General features: G+C 37.2%; 18 protein-coding genes. 10 read left to right on the top strand and 8 right to left on the bottom strand.

What is annotated here, in order from left to right; genetic code table 11:
- From rsxC to AC27H3_RS17315, 4 genes are all read right to left on the bottom strand, one after another.
- On the bottom strand, positions 1-1858 hold a 1858-nt coding region (gene rsxC, locus AC27H3_RS17330; protein ID WP_487107991.1), incomplete at its 3' end, for an electron transport complex subunit RsxC.
- Positions 1859-1871: 13 nt separating this feature from the next.
- The gene (gene rsxB / locus AC27H3_RS17325; RefSeq protein ID WP_085302483.1) at positions 1872-2426 is read right to left on the bottom strand and encodes an electron transport complex subunit RsxB; all 555 of its coding nucleotides are present in this window, start codon (positions 2424-2426) and stop codon (positions 1872-1874) included.
- Positions 2426-3007 (bottom strand): electron transport complex subunit RsxA, encoded by a 582-nt coding sequence (rsxA, locus tag AC27H3_RS17320; protein ID WP_487107990.1) that lies wholly within the window; start codon positions 3005-3007, stop codon positions 2426-2428. Before rsxA ends, rsxB begins: the two co-directional genes overlap by 1 nt.
- A 225-nt stretch (positions 3008-3232) precedes the next feature.
- Complete coding sequence (locus tag AC27H3_RS17315) at positions 3233-5119, bottom strand: EAL domain-containing protein (protein ID WP_487107989.1); 1887 nt, start codon at positions 5117-5119, stop codon at positions 3233-3235.
- Positions 5120-5601: 482 nt separating this feature from the next.
- Between AC27H3_RS17315 and rimP the strand changes: the two genes are divergently transcribed.
- The 9 genes from rimP to AC27H3_RS17270 all read left to right on the top strand — a co-directional run bounded on the left by rimP (position 5602) and on the right by AC27H3_RS17270 (position 17517).
- On the top strand, positions 5602-6063 hold the full coding sequence (gene rimP / locus AC27H3_RS17310; protein ID WP_085302477.1) for a ribosome maturation factor RimP: 462 nt from the start codon (positions 5602-5604) through the stop codon (positions 6061-6063).
- Positions 6064-6091: 28 nt separating this feature from the next.
- Positions 6092-7588 (top strand): transcription termination factor NusA, encoded by a 1497-nt coding sequence (gene nusA / locus AC27H3_RS17305; RefSeq protein WP_487107988.1) that lies wholly within the window; start codon positions 6092-6094, stop codon positions 7586-7588.
- A 21-nt stretch (positions 7589-7609) separates the two neighbouring features.
- Positions 7610-10297, top strand: coding sequence for a translation initiation factor IF-2 (gene infB, locus AC27H3_RS17300; RefSeq protein ID WP_487107987.1), 2688 nt, complete (start codon positions 7610-7612; stop codon positions 10295-10297).
- A gap of 136 nt (positions 10298-10433) precedes the next feature.
- On the top strand, positions 10434-10850 hold the full coding sequence (gene rbfA, locus AC27H3_RS17295) for a 30S ribosome-binding factor RbfA (protein WP_487107986.1): 417 nt from the start codon (positions 10434-10436) through the stop codon (positions 10848-10850).
- On the top strand, positions 10843-11787 hold the full coding sequence (gene truB, locus AC27H3_RS17290; protein WP_487107985.1) for a tRNA pseudouridine(55) synthase TruB: 945 nt from the start codon (positions 10843-10845) through the stop codon (positions 11785-11787). Before rbfA ends, truB begins: the two co-directional genes overlap by 8 nt.
- Positions 11788-11919: 132 nt before the next feature.
- The gene (gene rpsO, locus AC27H3_RS17285) at positions 11920-12189 is read left to right on the top strand and encodes a 30S ribosomal protein S15 (protein ID WP_085302467.1); all 270 of its coding nucleotides are present in this window, start codon (positions 11920-11922) and stop codon (positions 12187-12189) included.
- Positions 12190-12890: 701 nt separating this feature from the next.
- Positions 12891-15011 carry a polyribonucleotide nucleotidyltransferase gene (pnp, locus tag AC27H3_RS17280; RefSeq protein WP_487107984.1) on the top strand — a complete coding sequence of 707 codons (2121 nt, stop codon included), beginning with the start codon at positions 12891-12893 and terminating at the stop codon, positions 15009-15011.
- A 132-nt stretch (positions 15012-15143) separates the two neighbouring features.
- Entirely contained in the window at positions 15144-16061 is a 918-nt protein-coding gene (gene nlpI, locus AC27H3_RS17275; RefSeq protein ID WP_487107983.1) for a lipoprotein NlpI, read from the top strand.
- An 82-nt stretch (positions 16062-16143) separates the two neighbouring features.
- A complete protein-coding gene (locus AC27H3_RS17270; RefSeq protein ID WP_487107982.1) occupies positions 16144-17517 on the top strand; it encodes a tetratricopeptide repeat protein in 1374 nt (457 codons plus the stop codon).
- A gap of 112 nt (positions 17518-17629) precedes the next feature.
- Here the strand turns inward: AC27H3_RS17270 and AC27H3_RS17265 are convergent, their stop codons facing one another.
- On the bottom strand, positions 17630-17875 hold the full coding sequence (locus tag AC27H3_RS17265; protein ID WP_487107981.1) for a hypothetical protein: 246 nt from the start codon (positions 17873-17875) through the stop codon (positions 17630-17632).
- Positions 17876-18026: 151 nt separating this feature from the next.
- Between AC27H3_RS17265 and AC27H3_RS17260 the strand changes: the two genes are divergently transcribed.
- Complete coding sequence (locus AC27H3_RS17260) at positions 18027-19757, top strand: SufS family cysteine desulfurase (RefSeq protein ID WP_487107980.1); 1731 nt, start codon at positions 18027-18029, stop codon at positions 19755-19757.
- 91 nt (positions 19758-19848) lie between these two features.
- Here the strand turns inward: AC27H3_RS17260 and tcdA are convergent, their stop codons facing one another.
- The 3 genes from tcdA to AC27H3_RS17245 form a co-directional block, all read right to left on the bottom strand.
- On the bottom strand, positions 19849-20634 hold the full coding sequence (gene tcdA / locus AC27H3_RS17255) for a tRNA cyclic N6-threonylcarbamoyladenosine(37) synthase TcdA (RefSeq protein ID WP_487107979.1): 786 nt from the start codon (positions 20632-20634) through the stop codon (positions 19849-19851).
- Positions 20635-21236: 602 nt separating this feature from the next.
- Positions 21237-22778: a hybrid sensor histidine kinase/response regulator gene (locus AC27H3_RS17250; protein ID WP_487107978.1), complete on the bottom strand. Its 1542-nt coding sequence runs from the start codon at positions 22776-22778 to the stop codon at positions 21237-21239.
- A gap of 211 nt (positions 22779-22989) precedes the next feature.
- Positions 22990-24276 carry a citrate synthase gene (locus AC27H3_RS17245; protein WP_487107977.1) on the bottom strand — a complete coding sequence of 429 codons (1287 nt, stop codon included), beginning with the start codon at positions 24274-24276 and terminating at the stop codon, positions 22990-22992.
- Positions 24277-24518 lie beyond the last annotated feature (242 nt).

The raw sequence follows: 24518 nt of genomic DNA, 5'->3' as shown, positions 1-24518 counted from the left end.
TATTATTCGCTGTTGTTTCTTTTTGACGTTTCTTTGCTTTCGCTTTTGCAATAGCAGCGGCTACTTTTGCTTTTTTATCTATTACAACAGGCTCGATTTTTGTAGTTGCTAGTGAACTTGGAGATTCGTTGTCTTGTTGCGTATCTATAGCGTCAATCTGCGCTTGTTCTTGCTGAGCTAGTTTTTTCGCTTTTGCTCGAGCAATGGCATTTGCTACTTGGCTTTTGCCTGAGTCAACTTGCTCTGTTGGTGAGTTTTCTTTGTTGCTGTCTGAACTCGCTATTGCTTTATTCGTTTGTGCCTTTTTAGCTTTCACACGTGCAAGTGCATCAGCTACAGCAGATTTCTCAGATTTAGCTGCCGTTGTGCCAGAGTTCATTCTGGCTTTGCGAGCTTCTGCTGCTTTTTTATGTTTTTCGGCGCGGGCAACTTTTTCACGCTCCAGTCTTAATTTTCGTGCTTCAAACCTTACTTTGGCTTTTTCAGCTTTTATATCAAGTAATTTTTGTTGACGAATTTCAGCTTTGGCGACACGGTAATAATGCACTAAAGGAATTTGGCTAGGGCATACATAAGCGCAAGCACCACATTCAATGCAATCAAATAAATTAAGTTTGGCCAGTTGAGGTTGATCTTTTGCTTTTGCACTCCATTGTAATTCTTGAGGCAGTAATTGTGCAGGGCATACATCAGCACATTGTCCGCAACGAATACATTCTACTTCTTTGCTACTAGTAGAAGAAAAAGGTGAAGCTATTTCAATTTCACTCGGTGCTAAAATGCAGTTAGTGCTTTTTATGACCGGTATTTGATCTGTGGGCAAACTAAAGCCCATCATAGGGCCACCCATAATTAAATGTTGCTTTTCATTATTTTGATAACCACAATGCTTTGTTAAAAAGCCGACCGGTGTACCAATTAATGCCCAGATATTTTGAGGTTTCTCAAGTGCTTGCCCGCTTATAGTCACTACACGCTTTATAAGAGGAGTATCATTAATGACAGCATCGGCAATGGCAAAACAAGTGCCAATGTTTTGCATAACAATACCTAAAGAGCTAGGTAAAACACCTGAAGGTACTTCTTGCCCAGTTAATATCTGAATCAGCTGTTTTTCACCGCCACTCGGATATTTTGTTGGAATAACACAAACTTGAAGGTGGTCAATATCGGCGGTAGCCTTCATTAAAGCGTCAATTGCTTTAGGTTTATTGTCTTCAATACCAATAAGAATGTTTGTTGGTGACAATAAATGGTCGATTATTTTTATACCATCTAAAATGGTTGGGCTATGCTCTTGAATTAATAAATCATCAGCGGTGATATAGGGTTCACACTCAGCAGCATTAATAATTAAATATTCAATCTTTGAGAGTGTACTCACTTTTACTTTTGTAGGAAATCCAGCGCCGCCCATTCCAGCAATACCAGCATTAGCAATTTTATCTAAAATATTTTCTTTGCTTAATAACTTATAGTCAGGACATATTTTACGCTGCTGCCATGTGTCGTCACCGTCAGGCGTTAATATTACACAAGCTTCGCTCAACCCTGATGGGTGAGGTATCGGCATTAATTTGATATCAGTAATTGTACCACTTGTTGGTGCATGAACAGGCAACGACATTGGGGTATCTATAGTCGTGAGAGCTTGTCCTTTAAGTACCCTGTCACCAACACTAATAATTAATTTTCCAGCTTGGCCAATATGTTGGCGTAGCGGAATGATTAGCTGCTCAGGTATTTGTGCACTGGCAATAGGTTTAGTGCTGGTAAGAAATTTTTGCTCAGGCGGGTGAATACCACCGTGAAAATGCGAAAAATTTCCTTTTTTTATACGTTCAATTACCGATTCCACCAAAACCTCTTTTTTAATCTATTTGTACAACAGGAATACTATTTAAATCCCATTGCCAGTTTTGTGTTGTTGTGGCTAATGGGATCATCTCAATACAATCTACCGGACAAGGTGCAACACATAAGTCACAGCCAGTACATTCGTCAGCAATTATTGTATGCATTTGCTTTGTGGTACCGATAATGGCATCAACAGGGCAGGCTTGAATGCATTTAGTACAACCTATGCAGTCTTCTTCAATGATAAAAGCAACTTTCGGTGTATTATCGGTTTCATGATTACCATCTAATGGTTGTACTTCAACGCCCATTAAATCAGCTATTTTTTTAATGGTGTCTTCACCGCCAGGGGCACATTTATTGATAGCTTCGCCATTAGCAACCGCTTCTGCATAAGGCTTACAACCTGGATATCCACATTGGCCACATTGCGTTTGTGGTAGTAAAGCATCTAGTTGCTCTGCAAGTGGATCACCAATAACTTTAAATTGTACAGAGGCGTAACCGAGAAGGGCTCCAAACAAAGCAGCAAGCACACCAACGACTAATATTGCGATAAGAGTACTCATTAAATTTTAACCAAACCAGAAAAACCCATGAAGGCTAAAGACATTAAACCTGCTGTGATCATGGCAATAGCGGAACCTTTAAATGGCGTTGGGATATCAGCATTAGCAAGTTTTTCACGCATGGCTGAAAACATGATTAGTACCAGTGAAAAACCAACTGCAGCGCCGAAGCCATATATAATTGACTCGAAAAAGTTGTGTTGTTCTTGAAAGTTTAATAAAGCTACACCGAGTACGGCACAGTTAGTCGTAATAAGTGGTAAGAAGATACCTAATAAGCGATATAAATTAGCACTGGTTTTATGTACCACCATTTCGGTAAATTGCACAACAACAGCAATCACTAAAATAAAGGTCATGGTAGTTAAATATTCTAGGCCTAAAGGTGCTAGAACATAACTATTAACGATATAGCTTAGCAGTGAAGCTAGTGTCATAACAAAGGTAGTCGCAAACGACATGCCGATAGCCGTTTCTGTTCTGGAAGATACACCCATAAAAGGGCATAAGCCTAGAAACTTAACTAAAACAAAGTTATTTACTAATACTGTGCCAACAAGTAGCAAGAGATAATCAGTCATTCGCTTATTATTTTACCGTGAAAATTGGCACTATTATCCGTGTTTATCAAGCAATAAACAACAGATGAACTGTAAGGTTATTAATTTTAAATGTCGGTTGATTGAAATGTGTTTATAAAATCGTTGTAAAGTTGAACAATTGAAACAACATTGGCGTATATATTTCTATAAGAAGCAATAAAAAAGCCACTATATTTTAGTGGCTTAAGAATTAATACTTCGCAGTTAAGATGACGATATAGTTCGTGGTTTACCAATATAAAATCCCTGACAACCATCAACAAAGAGCTTTTCAAGCATGAACTTCTCTTCTTGGCTTTCAACACTTTCAGCTAGCACGCTAATACTTAATCTATGCGCTAAATCTACCATTAAACGCATAAAGTATTGATTGTTTTTATCTTCGTCAATGTCTCGAGTATAAGTGCTATCCATTTTAATAAAGTCAGGCTTTAAATCTCTAAAAAACTTAAACGAAGTTAAGCCAATACCAAAACGTTCGACAGTAATTCTTGCACCCACTCTATGCACCATATCAATAAAGTTTTTACTTGCTTTGATGTTATGCTGTAAACCACTTTCGGTAATTTCAAAAACAAGTTTTGATGCAATAACCGTGTCGCGTAATAGCCTTCTTTCAAGCCAAATTAAAAAATGACCATCGTTTATTGAGCGTGAACTAACATTAATACCAAAGAAGTTATCTTGCATATTACGATTAGAGATTTCTTTAATTGCCGCTTCAATGATCATTTGATCGACCGCGACTATTTTATCAAGCTTTTCTGCCATCGCTATAAAAGAAGCTGTGGGTAATATATCTTCATTACTGTTTAAAAAGCGCGTTAAAATTTCACCGTATACTCGATTATTAGGGCTGCTAGGCTTTATTGGTTGAACTAGCAAATTAACACGCTGATTGGCAATTACACTATCAATTTCTTGACGCCAATTTTGATTACCATAACTTGCACTACTGTTGTCAATAATGCTGGTATCTGTTTGCGCATACCAAGCATTTACTTTTTGTGTTTGAGCAACACTAATGCCGGTGTCGGCTAGTGCTAATAATTCACCCAGTGGTTTATCATTATCAAAGTAAACTAAGCCTGTATAACCCACAGAGTCTAAGTCTGATGCTTGTTGATATTTATTAAAGTTACTGGTTAATTCAGTCGCAAATGATTCAGCACCTTTTAAATTAACATTTGGCAGTAATGTTGCAAAATCTGAACTGTTCAATCTAAAAACTTGTGCACCTTTATATCGACTGACCGCATTTTTCATAATCTCGGAAACTTTGCGAATATAATTATCACCCTCATGATAACCATGTATTTGGTTAATTGTTTGTAACTCTGAACAGCGAGTAATAGACAAAACGCCAAAGTTTGAACGGCTATCAGCATTTTCAAAAAACTGCACAAAACGATTGCGGTTTTCTAATTTCGTTACCGGCTCAATATAAGCGTCTTTTTCTAGCAAAGTTGTTGCGGTAATTTTATTGGCAATGAGTGCTCTTAAATCAATTAAGCTTTTCTCAATTTCAGGTAAACTTGTATCATGACTATTTGCGGTCAGAGGACTTTCTTTTTCAGCAATAATAAATGCGAGTTCACGTGTGACTTGTTGATCAATTTTCTTAGCAAACTTACGTGATCTTGCAATACTTAACGGCATCAAAAGCACAGCAAAAGACAATGAAATAATGAATACATTGACTAGCGTTAACTGTAAAGATTTTAATTGTGTGTGTGCAGCTAATTGGAACTGAATAATTAAATCTGAATTAGTTAGTTTAATTTGACTTTTAGGGGCTAATAAATATTCGTCAATAAAAGTAGGTTTACGTTGTTCATTAATAATAACAGCACCTTCTATATTGATAATATTAATGTATTGATACTGATTAATATTAGCGAGTTGCTTCGCCAGTACTTCAGAACTTCCAAAATCTATTTGCTTGTCTAGTTTTAGCAACGTTGCTTGATGTTGAGTTTGCTGTTCTTCAATATGTGAAGCTAAGCTAAGAATGCTAGCTAGGGATACACAGGCACAAAAGCCTATCGCAATAAACAAGTTTCTGATGAGTAAACGAGAATATGTATACATATAATTTCAAAGTGCCTTTATATACTTAATTAAGATTGCAAGATATCAACTGTAGCAACTTTTATCATAAATTAGACTAATTTACTAACTATCTGATAATGCCACAATAATTATTATAGTAATGTTAGCATAAATAGTAACTATTCTTTTCTAATAAGGTCGACAAGATTATAATCTCAAGCCTAAATCACTACGAAAATTAGCTTGCCATATAAGCAGCAACTCTATATAATTTGCGCAGCTTGAATGTAGCAATATTTCACTGAATAGATTTTATCGAAAGTAGATATACATCTAAGATATTGTTATACAGAACCAAGAACGTTATTACTTGGTTTACATCGTGGGTTCAGTGAATAAGCCCCGCGTATTGGGGCTTTTTTGTATCTTAACTTTGTAAAAGGTGCAATAGCAGCAAGGTGTATCGCTGGGCTTTATGCCCTTTTTTTGTTTCTGAACTCTTCCAAATTGGAGAAAAGTGATTGGCTAAATTTGAACACAAATTAACCGAGATGTTACGTCCTGCCGTTGAAGAAACGGGTAAGGAATTATTAGGCGTTGAATTTATCAGTGCCGGCAACCATTCGGTTTTAAGATTATTTATCGACCATGAAAATGGTATCGATGTTGATGACTGCGCTGAAGTAAGTCGTCAAGTAGGGGCTATTCTAGATGTAGAAGACCCAATTAGTAGTGAATATAGCTTAGAAGTTTCATCACCAGGGCTTGATCGTCCTCTTTTTGAAAAATCGCAGTTTGAAGCGGTTGTGGGTGAAACGGTTGAAGCTAAAATTTCAATGCCATTAAACGGTCGTCGTAAATTTAAAGGTAAATTGGTTGCCGTAGAGAACGATAGTCTAATTGTAATGGTTGATAACGAGGAATATGAACTTGTTATTAGTAACGTAGACAAGGCTCACCTTGTTTATAACCACAATAAATAATTTATAATAATGAGAAAGGCTAACTAGCATGAGTAAGGAAATATTACTGGTCGTAGATGCTGTTTCTAATGAAAAAGCATTACCACGAGAAAGCATTTTTGAAGCGATGGAAACCGCTTTAGAAACAGCAACAAAAAAGAAATATGAAGGTGAGATTTTAGTTCGTGTAAGTATTGACCGTGCAACGGGTGAGTTTGACACTTTCCGTCGTTGGTTAGTTGTTGATGAAAGCGAAACACCGATGGAAAACCCGTATGCTGAAATAAGCTTAGCAGCGGCGCAATATGAAGATGCTGAGTTAAACGTTGGTGATTATGTTGAAGATCAAATTGAATCAGTGAAGTTTGATCGTGTTACAACACAAACGGCAAAACAAGTTATTGTGCAAAAAATTCGCGAAGCTGAACGCGGCCTTATTGTTGATGCTTACCAAGAGCAAATTGGTGAAATCATCACGGGCGTAGTGAAAAAAGCAAGCCGAGACAGCGTTATTCTAGACTTAGGTAATAATGCAGAAGCAATTATCTATCGTGATGACATGTTACCACGCGAAAGTTTCCGTCCAGGCGACCGTATTCGTGGTTTACTTTATGAAATTAAACCAGAAGCACGTGGCGCACAATTATTTGTTAGCCGTACTAAACCTGAAATGTTGATTGAACTTTTCCGTGTTGAAGTACCAGAAATTGGTGAAGAAATGCTTGAGATTAAGGGCGCAGCTCGCGATCCTGGTTCTCGTGCAAAAATTTCTGTAAAAAGTAACGACAAACGTATCGACCCAGTTGGTGCTTGTGTTGGTATGCGCGGTTCACGTGTTCAAGCCGTTTCTGGTGAATTAGGCGGCGAGCGTGTTGATATCGTTTTATATGATGACAACCCGGCTCAATACGTTATCAATGCTATGGCACCAGCTGAAGTTGCTTCGATTATTGTTGACGAAGACAAGAACACTATGGATATCGCTGTTGAAGAAGGCAACTTAGCCATGGCGATTGGTCGTAGTGGTCAAAACATTCGTTTAGCTAGTCAGTTAACTGGCTGGGAATTAAACGTAATGACTGTTGCTGACATGAATGAAAAGCATCAAGCCGAAAACGATAAGGTATTAACATTATTCACTGACAAGTTAGATCTTGATGAAGATTTTGCTCTGATGTTAGTAGAAGAAGGTTTTACTTCATTAGAAGAAATTGCTTACGTACCTGTTGCTGAAATGCTTGATATTGACGGCATGGATGAAGACATTGTTGAAGAATTACGTGAGCGTGCAAAAGCAGCAATTACTACTCAAGCATTAGCAAGTGAAGAAACACTTGAAGGTGCAGAGCCAGCAGAAGATTTATTAAACCTTCCTGGCTTAGAACGCCATTTAGCGTTTGTATTAGCGAGTCGTGGTATTACTACATTAGAACACCTTGCAGAACAAGGCGTTGATGAAATATCAGACATTGAAGAATTAGATGAAACCAAAGCGGGCGAGCTAATTATGGCTGCACGTAATATTTGTTGGTTTAACGAAGAATAACGCATCGGGAGAATTATATAGATGGCAAACGTAACAGTAGAACAACTTGCCAAAGAGATCGGTACACCGGTGGATCGCTTAGTGAGCCAATTGGCTGACTCAGGTGTGAGCAAATCGGCAACCGATTCTGTTTCGCAAGAAGAAAAAGAAAACCTACTTGATTATTTGAAAAAGCAACACGGTGATGACTCAACGGCTAACCCAAGTAAAATGACATTAAGCCGTAAGAAAAAGTCTACTTTAGTTTTAGGTCACGGTAGCAAAGCTAAATCAGTTCAAGTAGAAGTACGCAAGAAACGCACTTATGTAAAACGTAGCGATTTAGAAGAGCAACAACAAGCTGAACTTGAAGCAAAAGCGGCTGAAGAAGCACGTGTTCAAGCAGAAATTGATGCTGCAGCAAAAGCTGAAGCAGATGCTAAAGAAGCTGTAAATGCTGCCGCTGCCGCTGCCGCAAAAGCTGAAGTTGAAGCCGCAGCAAAAGCTGAAGCAAAACTTGAAGCAGAAGCTAAAGCTAAACAAGCTGCTATCGCGAAAGCAAAAAATATTGAAGAGGCGCCTAAGCCTGCACCAGTAGTTGCTGAAACGGAAGAAGCTAAAAAATTACGTTTACAACAAGAAGCTGAATTAACCGCGAAAGCGGAAGAAGAAGCACGCTTGTCTGCAGAAGTTGCACGTAAGCTTGCAGAAGAAAACGAAGCACGTTGGAAAGAGCAAGAAGCTGAACGTAAAGCGAAAGAAAAGGAAGTTGTACATTTAACTTCTTCTAAATACGCACAAGAAGCTGAAGATAAAAGTGACTCTGCTGACGAAAGTGGTCGTCGACGTAAGAAGAAAAAACCAGCAGGCCAAGACAGAAACAACCGCGGCGGTCGTAATGCTAGAGGCAAAGGCAAGTTAAGCCTTTCTTCACCTCAAAGTTTAAAACATGGTTTTACTAAACCTGTAGAAATTAAACTTAACGAAGTACGCATTGGTGAAACTATTTCGGTAGCTGAATTAGCAAACAAAATGTCTGTTAAAGGCGCTGAAGTTGTTAAAGCTATGTTTAAAATGGGTGCTATGGCAACCATTAACCAAGTAATCGACCAAGAAACAGCGGCGCTAGTTGCTGAAGAAATGGGCCGTGAAGTAGTGTTAGTAAAAGAGAATGCCCTTGAAGAAGCGGTACTTTCAGATCGTGATCATTCAGGTGAAGCGATTACACGTGCTCCGGTTGTTACTATCATGGGTCATGTTGACCACGGTAAAACATCGTTACTTGATCACATTCGTGAAGCAAAAGTTGCTGCTGGCGAAGCGGGTGGTATTACTCAGCATATTGGTGCATACCATGTAGAAACAGGACACGGAATGATCACATTCCTAGATACTCCTGGTCACGCAGCGTTTACTGCCATGCGTTCGCGTGGTGCTAAAGCTACAGATATCGTCATTATTGTTGTAGCCGCAGATGATGGTGTAATGCCACAAACAATTGAAGCTATTCAGCATGCTAAAGCATCTGAAGCACCAATTATTATCGCGGTTAACAAAATGGATAAAGAGGGTGCAGACCCAGAGCGTGTTAAAAGTGAACTATCACAACACGATGTATTATCTGAAGAGTGGGGCGGCGACGTTCAATTCTGTCATGTATCTGCTAAAACAGGTTTAGGCATTGACGAATTACTTGACGCGATATTACTTCAATCTGAAGTATTAGAGCTCACTGCTGTCGTTGATAAAATGGCTAACGGTGTTGTTGTTGAGTCAAAACTTGATAAAGGTCGTGGCCCGGTAGCGACTATACTTGTTCAAGAAGGTACATTGAACCAAGGCGATATCGTTCTGTGTGGTTTAGAATATGGTCGTGTTCGTGCTATGCGTGATGAAAACGGCAAAACGATTCAATCGGCAGGCCCATCTATCCCAGTAGAAATTATTGGTTTAAGTGGTGTTCCGCAATCTGGTGACGAAGCAACAGTTGTTAAAGATGAGAAGAAAGCGCGTGAAGTTGCTTTATTCCGTCAAGGCAAGTTCCGTGATGTTAAACTTGCACGCCAACAGAAATCTAAGCTTGAAAACATGTTTGCTAACATGGCTACAGGTGAAGTTTCTGAAGTTAACGTGGTACTTAAGTCTGATGTACAAGGTTCACTTGAAGCGATTTCTGATTCACTAACTAAACTTTCTACTGACGAAGTTAAAGTACGCATTATCGGTAGTGGTGTTGGTGCAATTACTGAAACTGATGCAACACTTGCTGCAGCGTCTAACGCAATTATGGTTGGTTTCAACGTACGTGCCGACGCAACAGCGCGTAAAGTGATTGAAGCAGAGAAAATCGATTTACGTTACTACAGCGTTATCTACGCTTTGATTGACGAAGTTAAATCAGCAATGAGCGGTATGCTTGCTCCTGAGTTTAAACAAGAAATCATTGGCTTAGCACAAGTTCGTGACGTATTTAAGTCTCCTAAAATTGGCGCAATTGCTGGTTGTATGGTTACTGAAGGTATTATCAAACGTTCAGCACCAATTCGTGTACTACGTGATAACGTAGTTATTTACGAAGGTGAGTTGGAATCTTTACGTCGCTTTAAAGATGACGTACAAGAAGTTCGTAACGCTACTGAGTGTGGTATCGGTGTTAAGAACTACAACGACGTTCGCGTTGGTGACCAAATTGAAGTATTTGAAACGGTTGAAATTAAACGCACACTTTAATCGCGTTTAGTTTTCATGGTTTAGTTAAAATGGGGGCTTAGCCTCCATTTTCATTTGAAAAATATACCTAATATTTAAAGTGTATGGTGGTTAAATTCGTACCAAGTTAAATATAATTAGGTCTTAGGAATTAATTATGGCCAGAGAATTTGCTCGCACTGATCGAGTTGCACAAGAAATTCAAAAAGAAATCGCGATGATTATTCAACGCGAAGTCAAAGATCCACGTTTAGGTATGGTAACCGTTAATGCGGTAGAAATTACCCGTGATTTAGCTTATGCAAAAATATTTGTTACCTTTTTTACACTTGAAGGGCAAAACGTTGATGTTTCACTTGATGTATTAAATGAAGCTTCAAGTTACATTCGTACTTTGTTAGCTAAACGTATTAAAGCGCGCATTATGCCAGAGCTTAGATTTATCTATGATAGTTCTATGGTAGAAGGTGTTCGTATGGGTAATTTAGTAGATAAAGCCGTAGCGGAAGATATGAAAAATCACGAAGGCGAAATCGACGAAACACCAAAGCCAGAGAGTGATAATAATGGCTAAGAAAAGAAAAGGCCGTGCAATTAACGGTGTTTTGTTACTCGATAAGCCTTACGATATGTCATCTAATAATGCACTGCAGCGAGTAAAGCATATTTACTTTGCACAAAAAGCAGGGCATACCGGTGCTTTAGATCCCCTAGCTACTGGCATGTTACCGATATGTTTAGGTGAAGGGACTAAGTTTTCTCAGTTCTTACTTGATACCGATAAAACTTATCAAGTGACTGCGAAATTAGGTGTTCGAACTACAACCAGTGACGCCGATGGTGAAGTAGTTAGCGAGAAACCGGTTGACGTTAGTGCTGAGCAATTAGCAACATCATTAGATTCATTTCGTGGCACAACGCAACAAATACCATCAATGTATTCTGCGTTAAAGTATCAAGGGCAACCTTTATACAAATATGCACGTGAAGGTATTGAAGTACCAAGAGAGTCTCGTGATATTACGGTATTTAGATTAGATTTATTGCGTTTTGAAGGTGATGAAGTCGATTTAGATATTCATGTATCTAAAGGCACCTACATCCGCACCATTATCGATGATTTAGGTGAGTTGTTAGGTTGTGGTGCACATGTTGCTCAACTTCGTCGAAGTGCTGTTGGAAATTACCCAACCGAGCGTATGGTAACAATGGCCGAGTTAGAAGCTTTGCTAGAGCAAGCACAAGCTGAAGATGTTCACCCGTCGGTTTATTTAGATCCCTTGCTATTACCTATGACGACAGCATGTGATGGAATACCATCGGTATTTGTTGACGATATGTCAGCTAATTTCTTACGACATGGTAATCCTGTGCAATGCTCTAACGGACCTAGTGATGGTTTAGTGCAAGTGTTTATCGGTGATGATGTTGATACGGGTGAGTTTATCGGTGTTGGCGAAATTGACGATGATGGTTTAGTTGCACCTAAACGAATCACAGTAGTTAGTTAGAGAAATATTGGTTATATCAGTAAAAGTTGCATTTCGAGTTATTGCTGATAGAATACGCGCTCTTAGAACGTCTTGCTGATTTAGTGTTCGGCTAGACGCGATTCTTAAAACACTAAAATTAAGGTAAATATTATGTCTTTAAATGCTGCTGAAAAAGCTGCTATCGTTGCAGAATACGCACAAGCTGAAGGTGATACTGGTTCTCCAGAAGTTCAAGTTGCTTTGTTAACTACACAAATCAACCACTTACAAGGTCACTTTAAACAGCACATCCATGATCATCACTCACGTCGTGGTCTACTACGTATGGTAAGCCAACGTCGTAAATTACTTGATTACTTAAAAGGCAAAAACGTTGAACGTTACACTGCTTTAATCGGTAAATTAGGTCTACGTCGTTAAGACTAGATTTAAATAAAGAATATTCAAAGGAGCTTAACGGCTCCTTTTTTATTGCTTTGTATATCGTATTTTAAAGTGACTAGTTCGAAAGGGCATAATAAAGCTGTTTTCTATTAAGAGCGTAAGCTTACGACACTGTAGTCTGATTAAGCCATTCTGATATAACACTTGCTCTAATGTATTGTGCTTTCTAATGCTAATAAATCTGTAGTTATTATCCGGTGATTAATACTTTATCTGGTGTATAAGTAGGGCTTTAATTGTAATATTCTTGATTAATAAGCTAGCAACCAAATTTTATGTCCAAGACACTATCCGCTAAGAAGAACTTCATGTAAAGCCACAGGCTTTGACGTTTTGCTATTGTATTATTTAAAAAACTATCTCAGTGGTAATAACTTATCCCAATAATAGCTGCATATATTTTCAATTTATGTAATTTGAAAATATTAATAAAAAACCGTCTGTTTTTACACCTTTAACCATAACATTTTGCCTTTGATGCTAGTAAAAATATAACTGTTCAGTATAATGTGCCTGCAAATTTTGTATTTGCAAAAAACTAATCAATCAAACTGTATAATTTTTTGTTCAACTTGGTGCGTAACTTATCGGTAACGCCTTAATATCAAATGATTAACTAAGTGAATAAATAATTGTACAGATTGATTAAAATCAAAAATATTTAAGGAACTAATAATATGTTCAAACCAGTTACTAAATCATTTGAGTTCGGTCAACATACCGTTACTCTAGAAACGGGTGTTATTGCTCGTCAAGCCTCTTGTGCCGTTATGGCAAGCATGGACGATACTTCTGTATTAGTCTCTGTTGTAGGTAAAAAAGAAGCTAAGCCAGGTCAAGACTTTTTCCCATTAACGGTTAACTACCAAGAGCGTACTTACGCTGCAGGTAAAATCCCAGGTGGTTTCTTCAAACGTGAAGGTCGTCCTTCAGAAGAAGAAACATTAATCGCGCGTTTAATTGACCGTCCAATTCGTCCATTATTCCCTGAAGGGTTTACAAACGAAGTTCAAGTTATTATTACTGTAGTTTCTGCTAATCCAGAAATTGCCCCAGATATTATTTCTTTATTAGGTACTTCTGCTGCATTAGCTATTTCAGGTATGCCTTTTAGCGGTCCTGTTGGTGCAGCGCGTGTTGGTTATACTGACGGCAAATATATTCTTAACCCGTTACAATCTGAGTTAGCTACTTCACAACTAGACTTAGTTGTTTCAGGTACAGATTCAGCCGTATTAATGGTTGAGTCTGAAGCTGACGTATTATCTGAAGAAGTTATGCTTGGTGCTGTTGTATACGGTCATGAGCAAATGCAAACAGCGATTACAGCAATTAAAGAAATGGCTGCAGAAGTTAACAACCCTAAATGGGAATGGACTGCTCCAGTTAAAAATGCTGATTTAATTGCTAAAATTGCTGAACTTTCAGAAGCACAAGTTAACGAAGCTTACCAAATTACTGAAAAAGCCGTTCGTTATGAAAAAATTGCTGAAATTCGCAACGCTGTTGTTGAGCAATTACTTGAAGCCGACGCTGAAGTTGACGTTCAAGAAGTAAAAGATTTATTCCACGACTTAGAAAAAACAGTTGTTCGTGGTCGTATCACTCAAGGTTCTCCGCGTATTGATGGCCGTGATCCAGAAATGATTCGCGCGTTAGATGTTATGACAGGCGTATTACCTCGTACTCATGGTTCTGCTGTATTTACACGTGGTGAAACTCAAGCACTTGTTACTGCTACACTTGGCACACAACGTGATGCACAACGTTTAGACACCATTATGGGTGAGAAAACTGACAACTTCATGTTGCATTATAACTTCCCTCCATACTGTGTAGGTGAAACTGGTTTTGTTGGTTCTCCTAAGCGTCGTGAAATTGGCCATGGTCGTCTTGCAAAACGCGGCATGTTGGCTGTTATGCCATCAGCTGAAGAATTCCCATATGCAGTTCGTGTAGTTTCTGAAATTACTGAATCAAATGGTTCATCTTCAATGGCTTCAGTATGTGGTACTTCATTAGCACTTATGGATGCTGGTGTACCAATTAAAGCTTCAGTTGCTGGTATTGCAATGGGTCTTGTTAAAGAAGGCGACAACTTTGTTGTTCTTTCAGATATCTTAGGTGACGAAGATCACTTAGGCGACATGGACTTTAAAGTAGCCGGTACTACGGGTGGTATTACTGCACTTCAAATGGATATTAAAATTGAAGGTATTACACAAGAAATTATGCAACTTGCTTTAAACCAAGCAAAAGCTGCACGTACGCATATCTTAAGTGTAATGGACGAAGCTATTGGCGGACATCGTAATGATATCTCTGAATTTGCTCCACGTATCCACACAATGAAAGTGCCACAAGATAAAATCCGTGACATCATTGGTAAAGGCGGCGCAACTATTCGTCAATTAACTGAAGAAACGGGTACTACAATTGAAATTGAAGACGACGGTACAGTAAGAATTGCAGCAACTGATGGCGAACAAGCTAAAGATGCCATTGCACGCATTACTGCACTAACGGCTGAAATTGAAGTGGGTACGGTTTACACGGGTAAAGTTGTACGTATCGTTGACTTTGGTGCATTTGTGAACGTATTACCAGGTAAAGATGGTTTAGTACATATCTCTCAAATCTCTGAAGAACGCGTTAATGCAGTAAGCGACGTGTTAACAGAAGGTCAAGAAGTAGTAGTTAAAGTACTCGAAGTTGACCGTCAAGGTCGCGTACGTTTAAGTATGAAAGAAGCGGCAGAAAAGCCAGCAGCAGCACCTGAAGCTGACTCAGCTGAGTAAACTTAATACCACAAATAGGTACAGCGGAAATCGAATTTATTTCTGCTAATATCTAATAAACAAAAAGGGAGCTTAATTGCTCCCTTTTTTATATACTCATTAGCATAAATTCTTTCTAGGGTTCTGTTTTTTGTGCGCTTACTTCCTAATATTCAATTTTCAAAAACTTTATTTTCCAAAGTATTACTTGTTTCAAGCTTACTGATCACTCAAGCTTGTTCTACAAACACTAATCCGCAATCGGCAATCGGTGATCTGATCATTGCTGAGCCTATTGAGATTAGCTATAAAAATGAAATCGCTTTAGCTCGATTAACACAAGTGTTGCTGCGAGCGGAAATTAGCGACGGACAACGTGCAGAGTTGTATTATCAACGTGGTGTTGAATATGACAAAGTAGGGTTACGTGCCTTAGCGCGTTTTGACTTCAATCAAGCTTTATCTTTAAAGCCTGATATGGTTGATGCTTATAACTTCTTAGGAATTCACTTCACACAGCTTCAAGAATTTAATCAAGCATATGATGCTTTTGACTCGGCAATAGAATTGGCGCCTGATCATGAGTTTGCTTTTTTAAACCGTGGAATTGCACTTTATTATGGAGGCCGTCCTAATTTAGCGTCTGCTGACTTTGAAACATTTAGGCAATACCAACAAAATGATCCTTACCGTGTGTTATGGCAATACTTGTCAGATCTAGAAATAGATAAAGAAAAAGCAACGAGCGACTTACGCTTAAATGCTGAATTAATAAGCGAAAGCGTTTGGGCTAAAAATGTTATTAAGCTTTATTTAGGTGAGATGAGCCAAAATACTTTTATTGGTCTTTTAGCGGATAATGTTAATTCAAATGAAGGCTTAACAGAGCGTTTATGTGAAGCATACTTTTATTTAGGTAAGTACAGCCAAATACAAGGTGATAATTATGCAGCCCTTAACTTTTTTAAACTTGCTTTAAGTACTAACGTATATGAATTCGTTGAGCATAGATATGCCAAACTTGAACTTGATCTTATGCGACAAACTATTCAACAATCTAGTGCACTTTAAAACTGAATTTTAGTTATTTATGCATGTTTTTAAAAAGCTGATAATAAGCTTAGTAATATTGGTATTACTAAGCTTATTTTTTTTGATCTTTACCTACACTGCTAAACTTAATAGTGCTGAAATAACTAGCCAAGAACTTTCTATACTAGAATATTTACATGTTTTTACGGCAACTGATACTGACGAGCGATTAGCCCAATTACATGCTGTGGGTAATAAAAATGCTTGGATGCATTTAGCACAATTGCATGCGCATAAAAGCCCGAATACAGCATTTCAGTTGGGAGAATATTTTCTAAATAGAAATAATAAACGCTCAGCAGTAATTTGGTTTAAAACTGCCATCAGACAAAAACATAGTGGAGCGCGTTTAGCGTTAGCTAATATCTATTTTGAATCACAGCAATATCTAGCAATTAAACCCTTACTCCTCCCCATAATAACCAATGATAAAGCGTTAACCATACTTTATAAGTTGGCTTTACATCAAGGTGACCTGAATTTTGTTGATAAGTACAAAAGCCAATTAGCAAAAGCTAATGATGCTGATTTCTATCGTGAGCTTGTACATTATTCAGTGTTTAATGATACTTTAGAAGAGAAAAAAATAGGTACTCAAAGCAGTTCATCGGCAGCCACTTGTTTATTTGAAGTACAATTATTTGCGATGAACTTAGCTGGTTTACGCCATGCTGTCGCTTTAATTTCATCTTTTGAGCAACATAGGTTGTCAGAGTATATTTGTTTAGCGCCACCTAAATATATCCCATCAAGCACAATAAATTGTCAGAATGAAATATCAAAGCACATTAACTGTAATGCAAGAGTATGGCTTACACGAAAAGATGTATCATCACGTTATATTGGTTTAATTGTTGAACAAGGTGTAGCAAATGTAGATAACGGAATTATGTATCTTGATCAACATGATACGATTGATGTTTTAATTCATGAACTCAGCCACTTTATTGGCTTTGTAGACGAATACCCTTTATCTAAGCAGCACCAGGTGTGTCAGAAAGTACAGGAAACACCATTTGCCCATAACCTCGTAATATTAGATAAAAATTATCAAGGTAACCGCAAAGCACTGCGAGAGCATATATTATCTCAAATACCATGGCGCGATTTAATTAAAAATTCGACACCGATTTTATCTCAAGGAAAAAACGGCTGGCAATTAGCTACGCCAAGAGAATTTGAAGATGAAGTAGGTGTGTTTAAGGCAGATACTTGTTTTTATTCAAGTAATGTACAGGCATTTAAACCCATTGCTCGACGAACAAAATTAGAATATTTTGAATTAACGTTTCCTGAAATATACGAACGCATATTCTTTTTAGCCCCAAGGCAATATTTGATGCCAAGTTACCATTATAATATTAGCCAAGACTTAGTCGAACAGGGAGAGTTAAATGGCGCGATTGAAGTGTTGCAAACAACATTATTTGATTAATTAAAATTTAGCCATTTGAATATTTTTATAGTTTAAATTTATTTAACATTTGCATATTATTCATTGGCTAAATTTTAATGCTTAAGTTTTTCCTCGTATTTAATTTTATATTTTAGCTTGCCTGCTGTTTGAGTAAGTCGTGTTGAAAATCCTTCTGTGACTTTGATTTAACTTCATTTCCTTGCTGTAAAGTTGAACTGATATATTCTTGCTTGTGTAAGACAACATTCTTTCTAACTTTAGCTACAGGCCACATAGTGTTGTTATTAAAAATTAAAAGCTCTTGTTCTAATGTAGCTTGATTATTTTTGGTGGAGTTAATATTTTTTCTTGTAATAAACCATGAAAATAATGCCATAGTATTTTTCCTCCGTTTACACTTATTAGTTATAGTGCAAAATGTTGTTTTTTGCTTATATATCTCAAATGTTTTTTGATTAAATAAGCATAGTTTTTAACTTTATTAGTGAGAAGTTAGGATATAATTGTGGCAACTTAATGAAATCATTATGACATTTATGGAAAATTTTTCTTATATCGATTTTCGTCAACAATTTCCGCTGTTAACTAGTTTAGTGAACGAACAGCCATTAGTGTATTTTGACAATGCTGCAACTACTCAAAAGCCTGGTTGTGTTATTGAAAGTCATAACCAATTTTATCAAACAAGCAATGCTAATGTTCATAGAGCTTCACATGCTGTAAGCGCTAGAGCTACGTCAGCATTTGAAGCTGCGCGTGAAAGTGTAAAAAACTTTATCAATGCTAAAACAAGTAAAGAAATTATTTGGACTAAAGGAAGTACTGAAAGCATTAATTTGGTTGCCAATAGCTGGGGCAGAGCCAACTTAAAACCTGGTGATGAAATAGTATTGAGTTACAGTGAACACCACGCCAATATTGTACCTTGGCAAATTGTTGCAGAACAAACTGGCGCTAAAATTAAAATATTACCTTTAACACCTGCCGGTCAAATTGATGCAGAACAACTTGAGCATGTTATCGGCGAGCAAACAAAAATTGTATGTTGTGCTCATATATCCAATGTTATCGGCAAAATTAACCCGATAGACAAGGTTATACGTATTGCTCGAAAGTATAAAGCTTTAACTTTAATTGATGGTGCGCAGGCGATCGCTCATCTAAAGGTAGATGTTATTAAGTTAGATTGTGACTTTTATGTATTTTCTGCACATAAAATGTATGGACCAACAGGTGTCGGTGTACTTTATGCAAAACAAGCACTTCTTGAAGATATGCAGCCCTATCAAGCGGGTGGTGAAATGATAAAAACCGTTAGCTTCGAAAAAACTTTGTTTAATGAATTACCCCATAAATTTGAAGCAGGCACACCCAATATTGCAGGTGTTGTAGCTATGGGAGCTACGATTGAGTTTATAGAAAAGTACAGCCATCTTGCTTTATTCAACTACGAGAATGAATTAAAAAATTATTGTTTTGAACAACTGTCAACGGTGCAAGGACTAAGCTTTATTGTTGAGAAAATGCCCGATATTCCGGTATTTTCTTTTACCTTAGCAGGGCAACATAATCATGATGTTGCAACCGCATTAGACAGTGTAGGCATTGCGGTTCGAGCGGGTCATCACTGCGCTATGCCTTTAATGCAATATTTAAAGTTAGATGGTTGTATACGCTTATCTTTGTCTGCTTATAATAGTTTTGAAGAAATTGACTTTACAGTGCAAGAGCTTAAAAATTTAAGTTCTAACATGTCTGACTCTCCTCGTAATGTTGATTTAATTAACCCAAGTAATACCGCGGCTAAAAATAATGATGTTCCCGATATCAATACGGCTGAAAAGAACATTAATGATTTTACAGAAAAACATGTTGTAGCTTTATTTTCAAAAGCCAAAAGTTGGGATAGTAAACATCGTGAAATTATGATGTTAGGAAAAAAGCAATTAGGTTTAGCTGAAGAAGATAAAACAGCGCAGACATTAATCTCTGGTTGTGAGAGCAAGGCCTGGTTGGTGGGTAAACAACAGCCAAATGGCACTTTTATATTTAGCGCTGACAGCGATGCAAAAGTTATTCGAGGACTTCTAACCATTGTATTAGCCGCCGTTAATCATAAAACTTCAGCGCAGATTAATACTTTTAATATGAGTAATTATTTTTCAAAATTAGGCTTGATACAGCATTTAAGTCCATCTCGAGGGAATGGTCTTTCAGCTATTGTCAAAAAAATATACCACTTTGTTAATGAGAGCTAGAACAGACAATATATGTCAGGTTCTAGCTATTACGTCGCAGTTATTACTCAAAGTATAAGTTAAGGGCCTTCTATTAACTATCTAGTCTATGTTAGTTAAAGGCTTTCTTTAAATACTTCTCCATCGCTCGACCTACAGCGAAAAAAGCAAAACTTGCGGTAACATGTGTTGCTGCGCCAAAGCCGCCACTACAATCTAATCGCATTGCGCCATCAGTTGTTTGTTTAGCGTGGCAGACATTTCCGGTTGAATCTGGGTAACGTAATTGCTCAGTTGAAAAAACGGCATCAATTGAGAATTTACGTTTAACATTTCTAGGAAAATTGTACTCCCTTCTCAGTTGATTTCGCACTTTAGCTAATAGCGGATCTTGATATGTTTGGCTTAAATCTGCAATGGCAATTTTACTTGGATCAATTTGACCACCAGCACCACCAATAGTAATAAGGGGGATTTTATTTCTCTTACAATGGGCTATAACCGCACTCTTAACATTTACCGAGTCAATGGCATCAACAACATAATCGTAACCATTTGACATAATTTCAGCCATGTTTTCTAGGGTCACAAAATCTTCAATAGTATTAACAACACACTCAGGATTAATTTGCATAATTCTGTCACGCATTACATCTACTTTGCTTTGACCAACTGAACTAGTGAGCGCATGTATTTGTCGATTAATATTAGTGATACATAGATCATCAAGATCTATCAAGGTTATCTGGCCTATACCATTACGTGCAAAGGCCTCTGCAACCCAAGAGCCGACACCACCAATACCTATAACACAAAAGTGGGCCTTTTGAAGTGCTTCACTTTGGCTATTACCATATAACCGAGCTATACCGCCAAATCTTAATTGATAATCAGACATTATTTATCCATTAACGAGAAAATTCGCTGCGCATTATAGCAGTACCTTAAACTAAAGCTATGTATGTAAATCATTAACTTTTTTTAACGTTATTTTATCATTAAAGAAGAGATTTAATTCAGGTAGACCAAATGGATATTTATATTGTTTATTTTCGTTATTTAAGTAAGTGATAAGAATTAAGTAATTCAGCTGATTTAAATAGCTGGATTTAGCTTTTACTTATGCATTGTACGGCAGGGAAGCACTGTAAATATAAAATAGTCAGCATAATTGATGCTTAATATTTGTGACAATAAGGTTAAATTTAGCTAAATAAGTCAAAAATCCATACAGAAGCTTGTTATTAGCTCTGTATAAATCTGGATAAAGAAATTATCTGATAGTTTTATATACGGTTTTGATATCATATTTAACACTTTAATCTAAGTAGCTAAGTAATTATGACTAATTTTTGTACTTGAAAGCACTGTTTTAGCTCGTATATTCGCCTAATTTAGCCAATAAATAGACGTTGAAGCAGCGGAAAATCAAAACGGTAATCTACGATATCGATATAAATTTTATTATTGAGGTTTCTTTAGTCCGCTATGTTTAGTTCGCTATGCTAGCGGCAAGCTAACGGTAAACTGGGTTTTTTCTTCATTAAGTATTTCAAAATGAATTTCCCCATGCTGTGCTTCTGTCATTAATTTGGCTGAATATGTACCTAAACCAATGCCTGTATTGTGGTTAGAACTGCTGTATTTCTCAAATAGTGTTGAGCGCATTTCAGCCGGTATAACGCCATAATTAGTCAGTTGAAAAGTAATAAAGTGGTTGCTTTGTCTTAGTGCTAAAGTAATATTTTTATTACTCGGTGAGGCTTCTACCGCATTTTTAATTAGGTTATTAAATATAGACAAGCAAAGTAAAGGCTCGGCCAAAATATTATGTTCAACATCAAAGCCATTTAACTCAAAGGTAATATTTTTAGCATCACTAGCCGTTGTTACAGCATTAATCGCGTCATTAATTAATACATTAAGGCTTGTTACCTGGGGCATAACTCTGTAAATACCTTGCTCTATTTTATATAAATTAAGCGAGTTATTCACCATGTTGACCACATTGTTAACCGCACGGTTTATCGATTTAGCAGCACTTTTATCTGTCAAACGGTAGGTTTCAAATAAAATGTTATTCAATGGCGCTTTTAAATCGTGATGCGTTATTTTTTCTATATCTTCACGTAGTTTAGCATTTTCTTTAAGGGTTGTTACTTGTGCAGCTAAAGCTAGGTTTTGCTGTTGTAGCCGAATATGGGTAGCAACTCGTGCACGTAGTAAATCACCGTTTAATGGTTTTGTTATGTAGTCAACAGCACCAAGATCAAAACCATATTTTATATCTTCTACCAGTGCTTTAGCGCTTAGAAATATAATTGGAATATTTGCACTTTTTTCTAATTCTTTCAGACTCTTGCATACTTGATAACCATCCATTTCTGGCATCATAATATCTAACAAAATAAGGCTAATATTATGATTATTATTAGCCACTATTTTTAATGCATGTTGTCCTGATTTGGCCGCTATAACACGATACAGGCTTCGGAGGTTTCCGGCGGCAACATCAATATTACTGCTTTCATCATCAACAACCAATATTGTAGGTTTATGGTCTTGCAGAGCATTTTTTTCGATATTTACTATTTTATCAGGTGTGTCAGCGGTATTTGAACGTTCGTCACAAATAGCAAATTCAGAGGCTTGCGTTAACTCAAATAAAGCATTAATTACCCTGTGTCTTTTAAAAGGAGGGGCTAATGTAATGCTATGATTTAATTCCACTATATTTTCTGATGGAATATTGATGTTTTGAGACTGATCCTTTGTGGGCTTTTTCGAAAGAATTAAAATTGGTAACTGCTCAACATCTAATATTTTTACTAACTCATCGCGAAAATTTAAGCTGTTATCTGTTGTTAAATTATCAGCACAAATGACTAAGCTAATTGTTGAGAATTGAGCATATTCTAATGCGTCATCAGCATTTTCAATACACGCAATCGCGGTTTTAGTAATCCCACAAGAACAAAGTATTTTAGCAAGTGCCTCACGCACTAAGCGGCTTTCATCGACAATTAAAATATGATTAAGCAAAGTTGCAGTACCGTTTAAATAATGAGGGAGAATATTAGTGTAACAATACCGTGTTTGTAACCCTAATGTACAGAAATTGTATAAGAAATATATTAAGTTAACCTGATATGTCTAGCTATTAAATATAGGTGTTTCTAATACATTGTAATAAAAAAAAGGCAACCATTTGGTTGCCTTTTGAGATTCATAATAAGCAATTAATTAACGTTAATTACTTCTCATTTAATGGCACAAATTTACGATCTATTTCGCCAGTATATTTTTGACGAGGACGACCAATCTTTTGCCCTTCTTGACCTAACATTTCATCCCAGTGAGCAACCCAGCCAACAGTACGAGACATGGCAAAAATTACCGTGAACATGTTAGTTGGAATACCAATGGCTTTAAGAATAATGCCTGAGTAGAAATCTACGTTAGGGTAGAGTTTTTTCTCAATGAAGTATGGGTCTTCTAAAGCTACTTTTTCAAGTGCCATAGCCACATCAAGTAATGGATCTTTTATACCTAGTTCAGTTAAAACTTCATGACAAGTTTCACGCATTACCGTTGCACGAGGATCGAAGTTTTTATAAACACGATGTCCAAAGCCCATTAAACGGAACGGGTCAGACTTATCTTTTGCTTTAGCAACAAATTCGTCAACACGATCTAATGAACCAATTTGTTCAAGCATGGTTAAACAAGCTTCGTTTGCGCCGCCATGAGCAGGGCCCCAAAGTGATGCAACACCAGCGGCAATACATGCATAAGGGTTAGCGCCTGAAGAACCTGCTAAACGTACTGTTGATGTTGACGCATTTTGCTCATGGTCTGCATGTAATGTAAAAATGCGGTCCATAGCACGAGCAACAGTAGGGCTAACAATGTATTCTTCAGCTGGTACAGAGAACAACATATGCAAGAAGTTTTCTGCATAAGTTAAGTCGTTGCGTGGGTAAACAAAAGGTTGTCCAATACTGTATTTGTATGCCATTGCTGCAATTGTAGGCATTTTAGCTATTAAACGGTGAGCACTACGCATACGTTGGTCTGGTGCGTGAATGTCTAAATCGCTGTGGTAAAAAGAAGACATAGCGCCAACAACACCACAAAGCATTGCCATAGGATGTGCATCTGGTAAGAAACCATGAAAAAAGTGAACTAATTTTTCATGTACCATCGTATGGTTAGTAATAGTTTCTGTAAATTCATTATATTGGCTCTTGGTTGGTGCTTCGCCATTCAATAATATATAACATACTTCTAAGTAATCAGCTTGTTTAGCAAGGCTATCAATTGGGTAGCCACGATGTTGTAAAATACCTTTATCACCATCGATATAAGTAATTGCAGACTCACAAGACGCGGTTGCTAAAAATCCTGGATCGTAGGTGAAATAGCCAGCACTGCCAAGTGTACGAATATCTATAACGTCGTTACCTGCGCTACCTTTAAGAATTGGTAATTCCGCAACTACATTACCGTCGATACTAAGAGAGGCTTTTGAGTCAGCCATATATTTCGTCCCCATTATTTTTGTTTATCTATAAAATTGCTAAAACCAAATGTTTAATCAATTTTTGTGAATATTAAACTAACCCTATTCTACTTCAGATCCCCCCCTAGAAGTCAATTTGTTTGTTTATCTCTTAGACTAAAGTTACATGTCATTAAGATATTTTGTTTCGTATGCTTGTTAAATAGTCGTTTGCCTCACAAAAAGGGCGAAAACTTGTCAGGAAGAAAATTGTAATTAAT

The sequence above is a fragment of the Colwellia sp. NW0002-52-1 genome (assembly GCF_057550865.1).
This window is presented reverse-complemented; position numbering and strand designations above follow the sequence as displayed.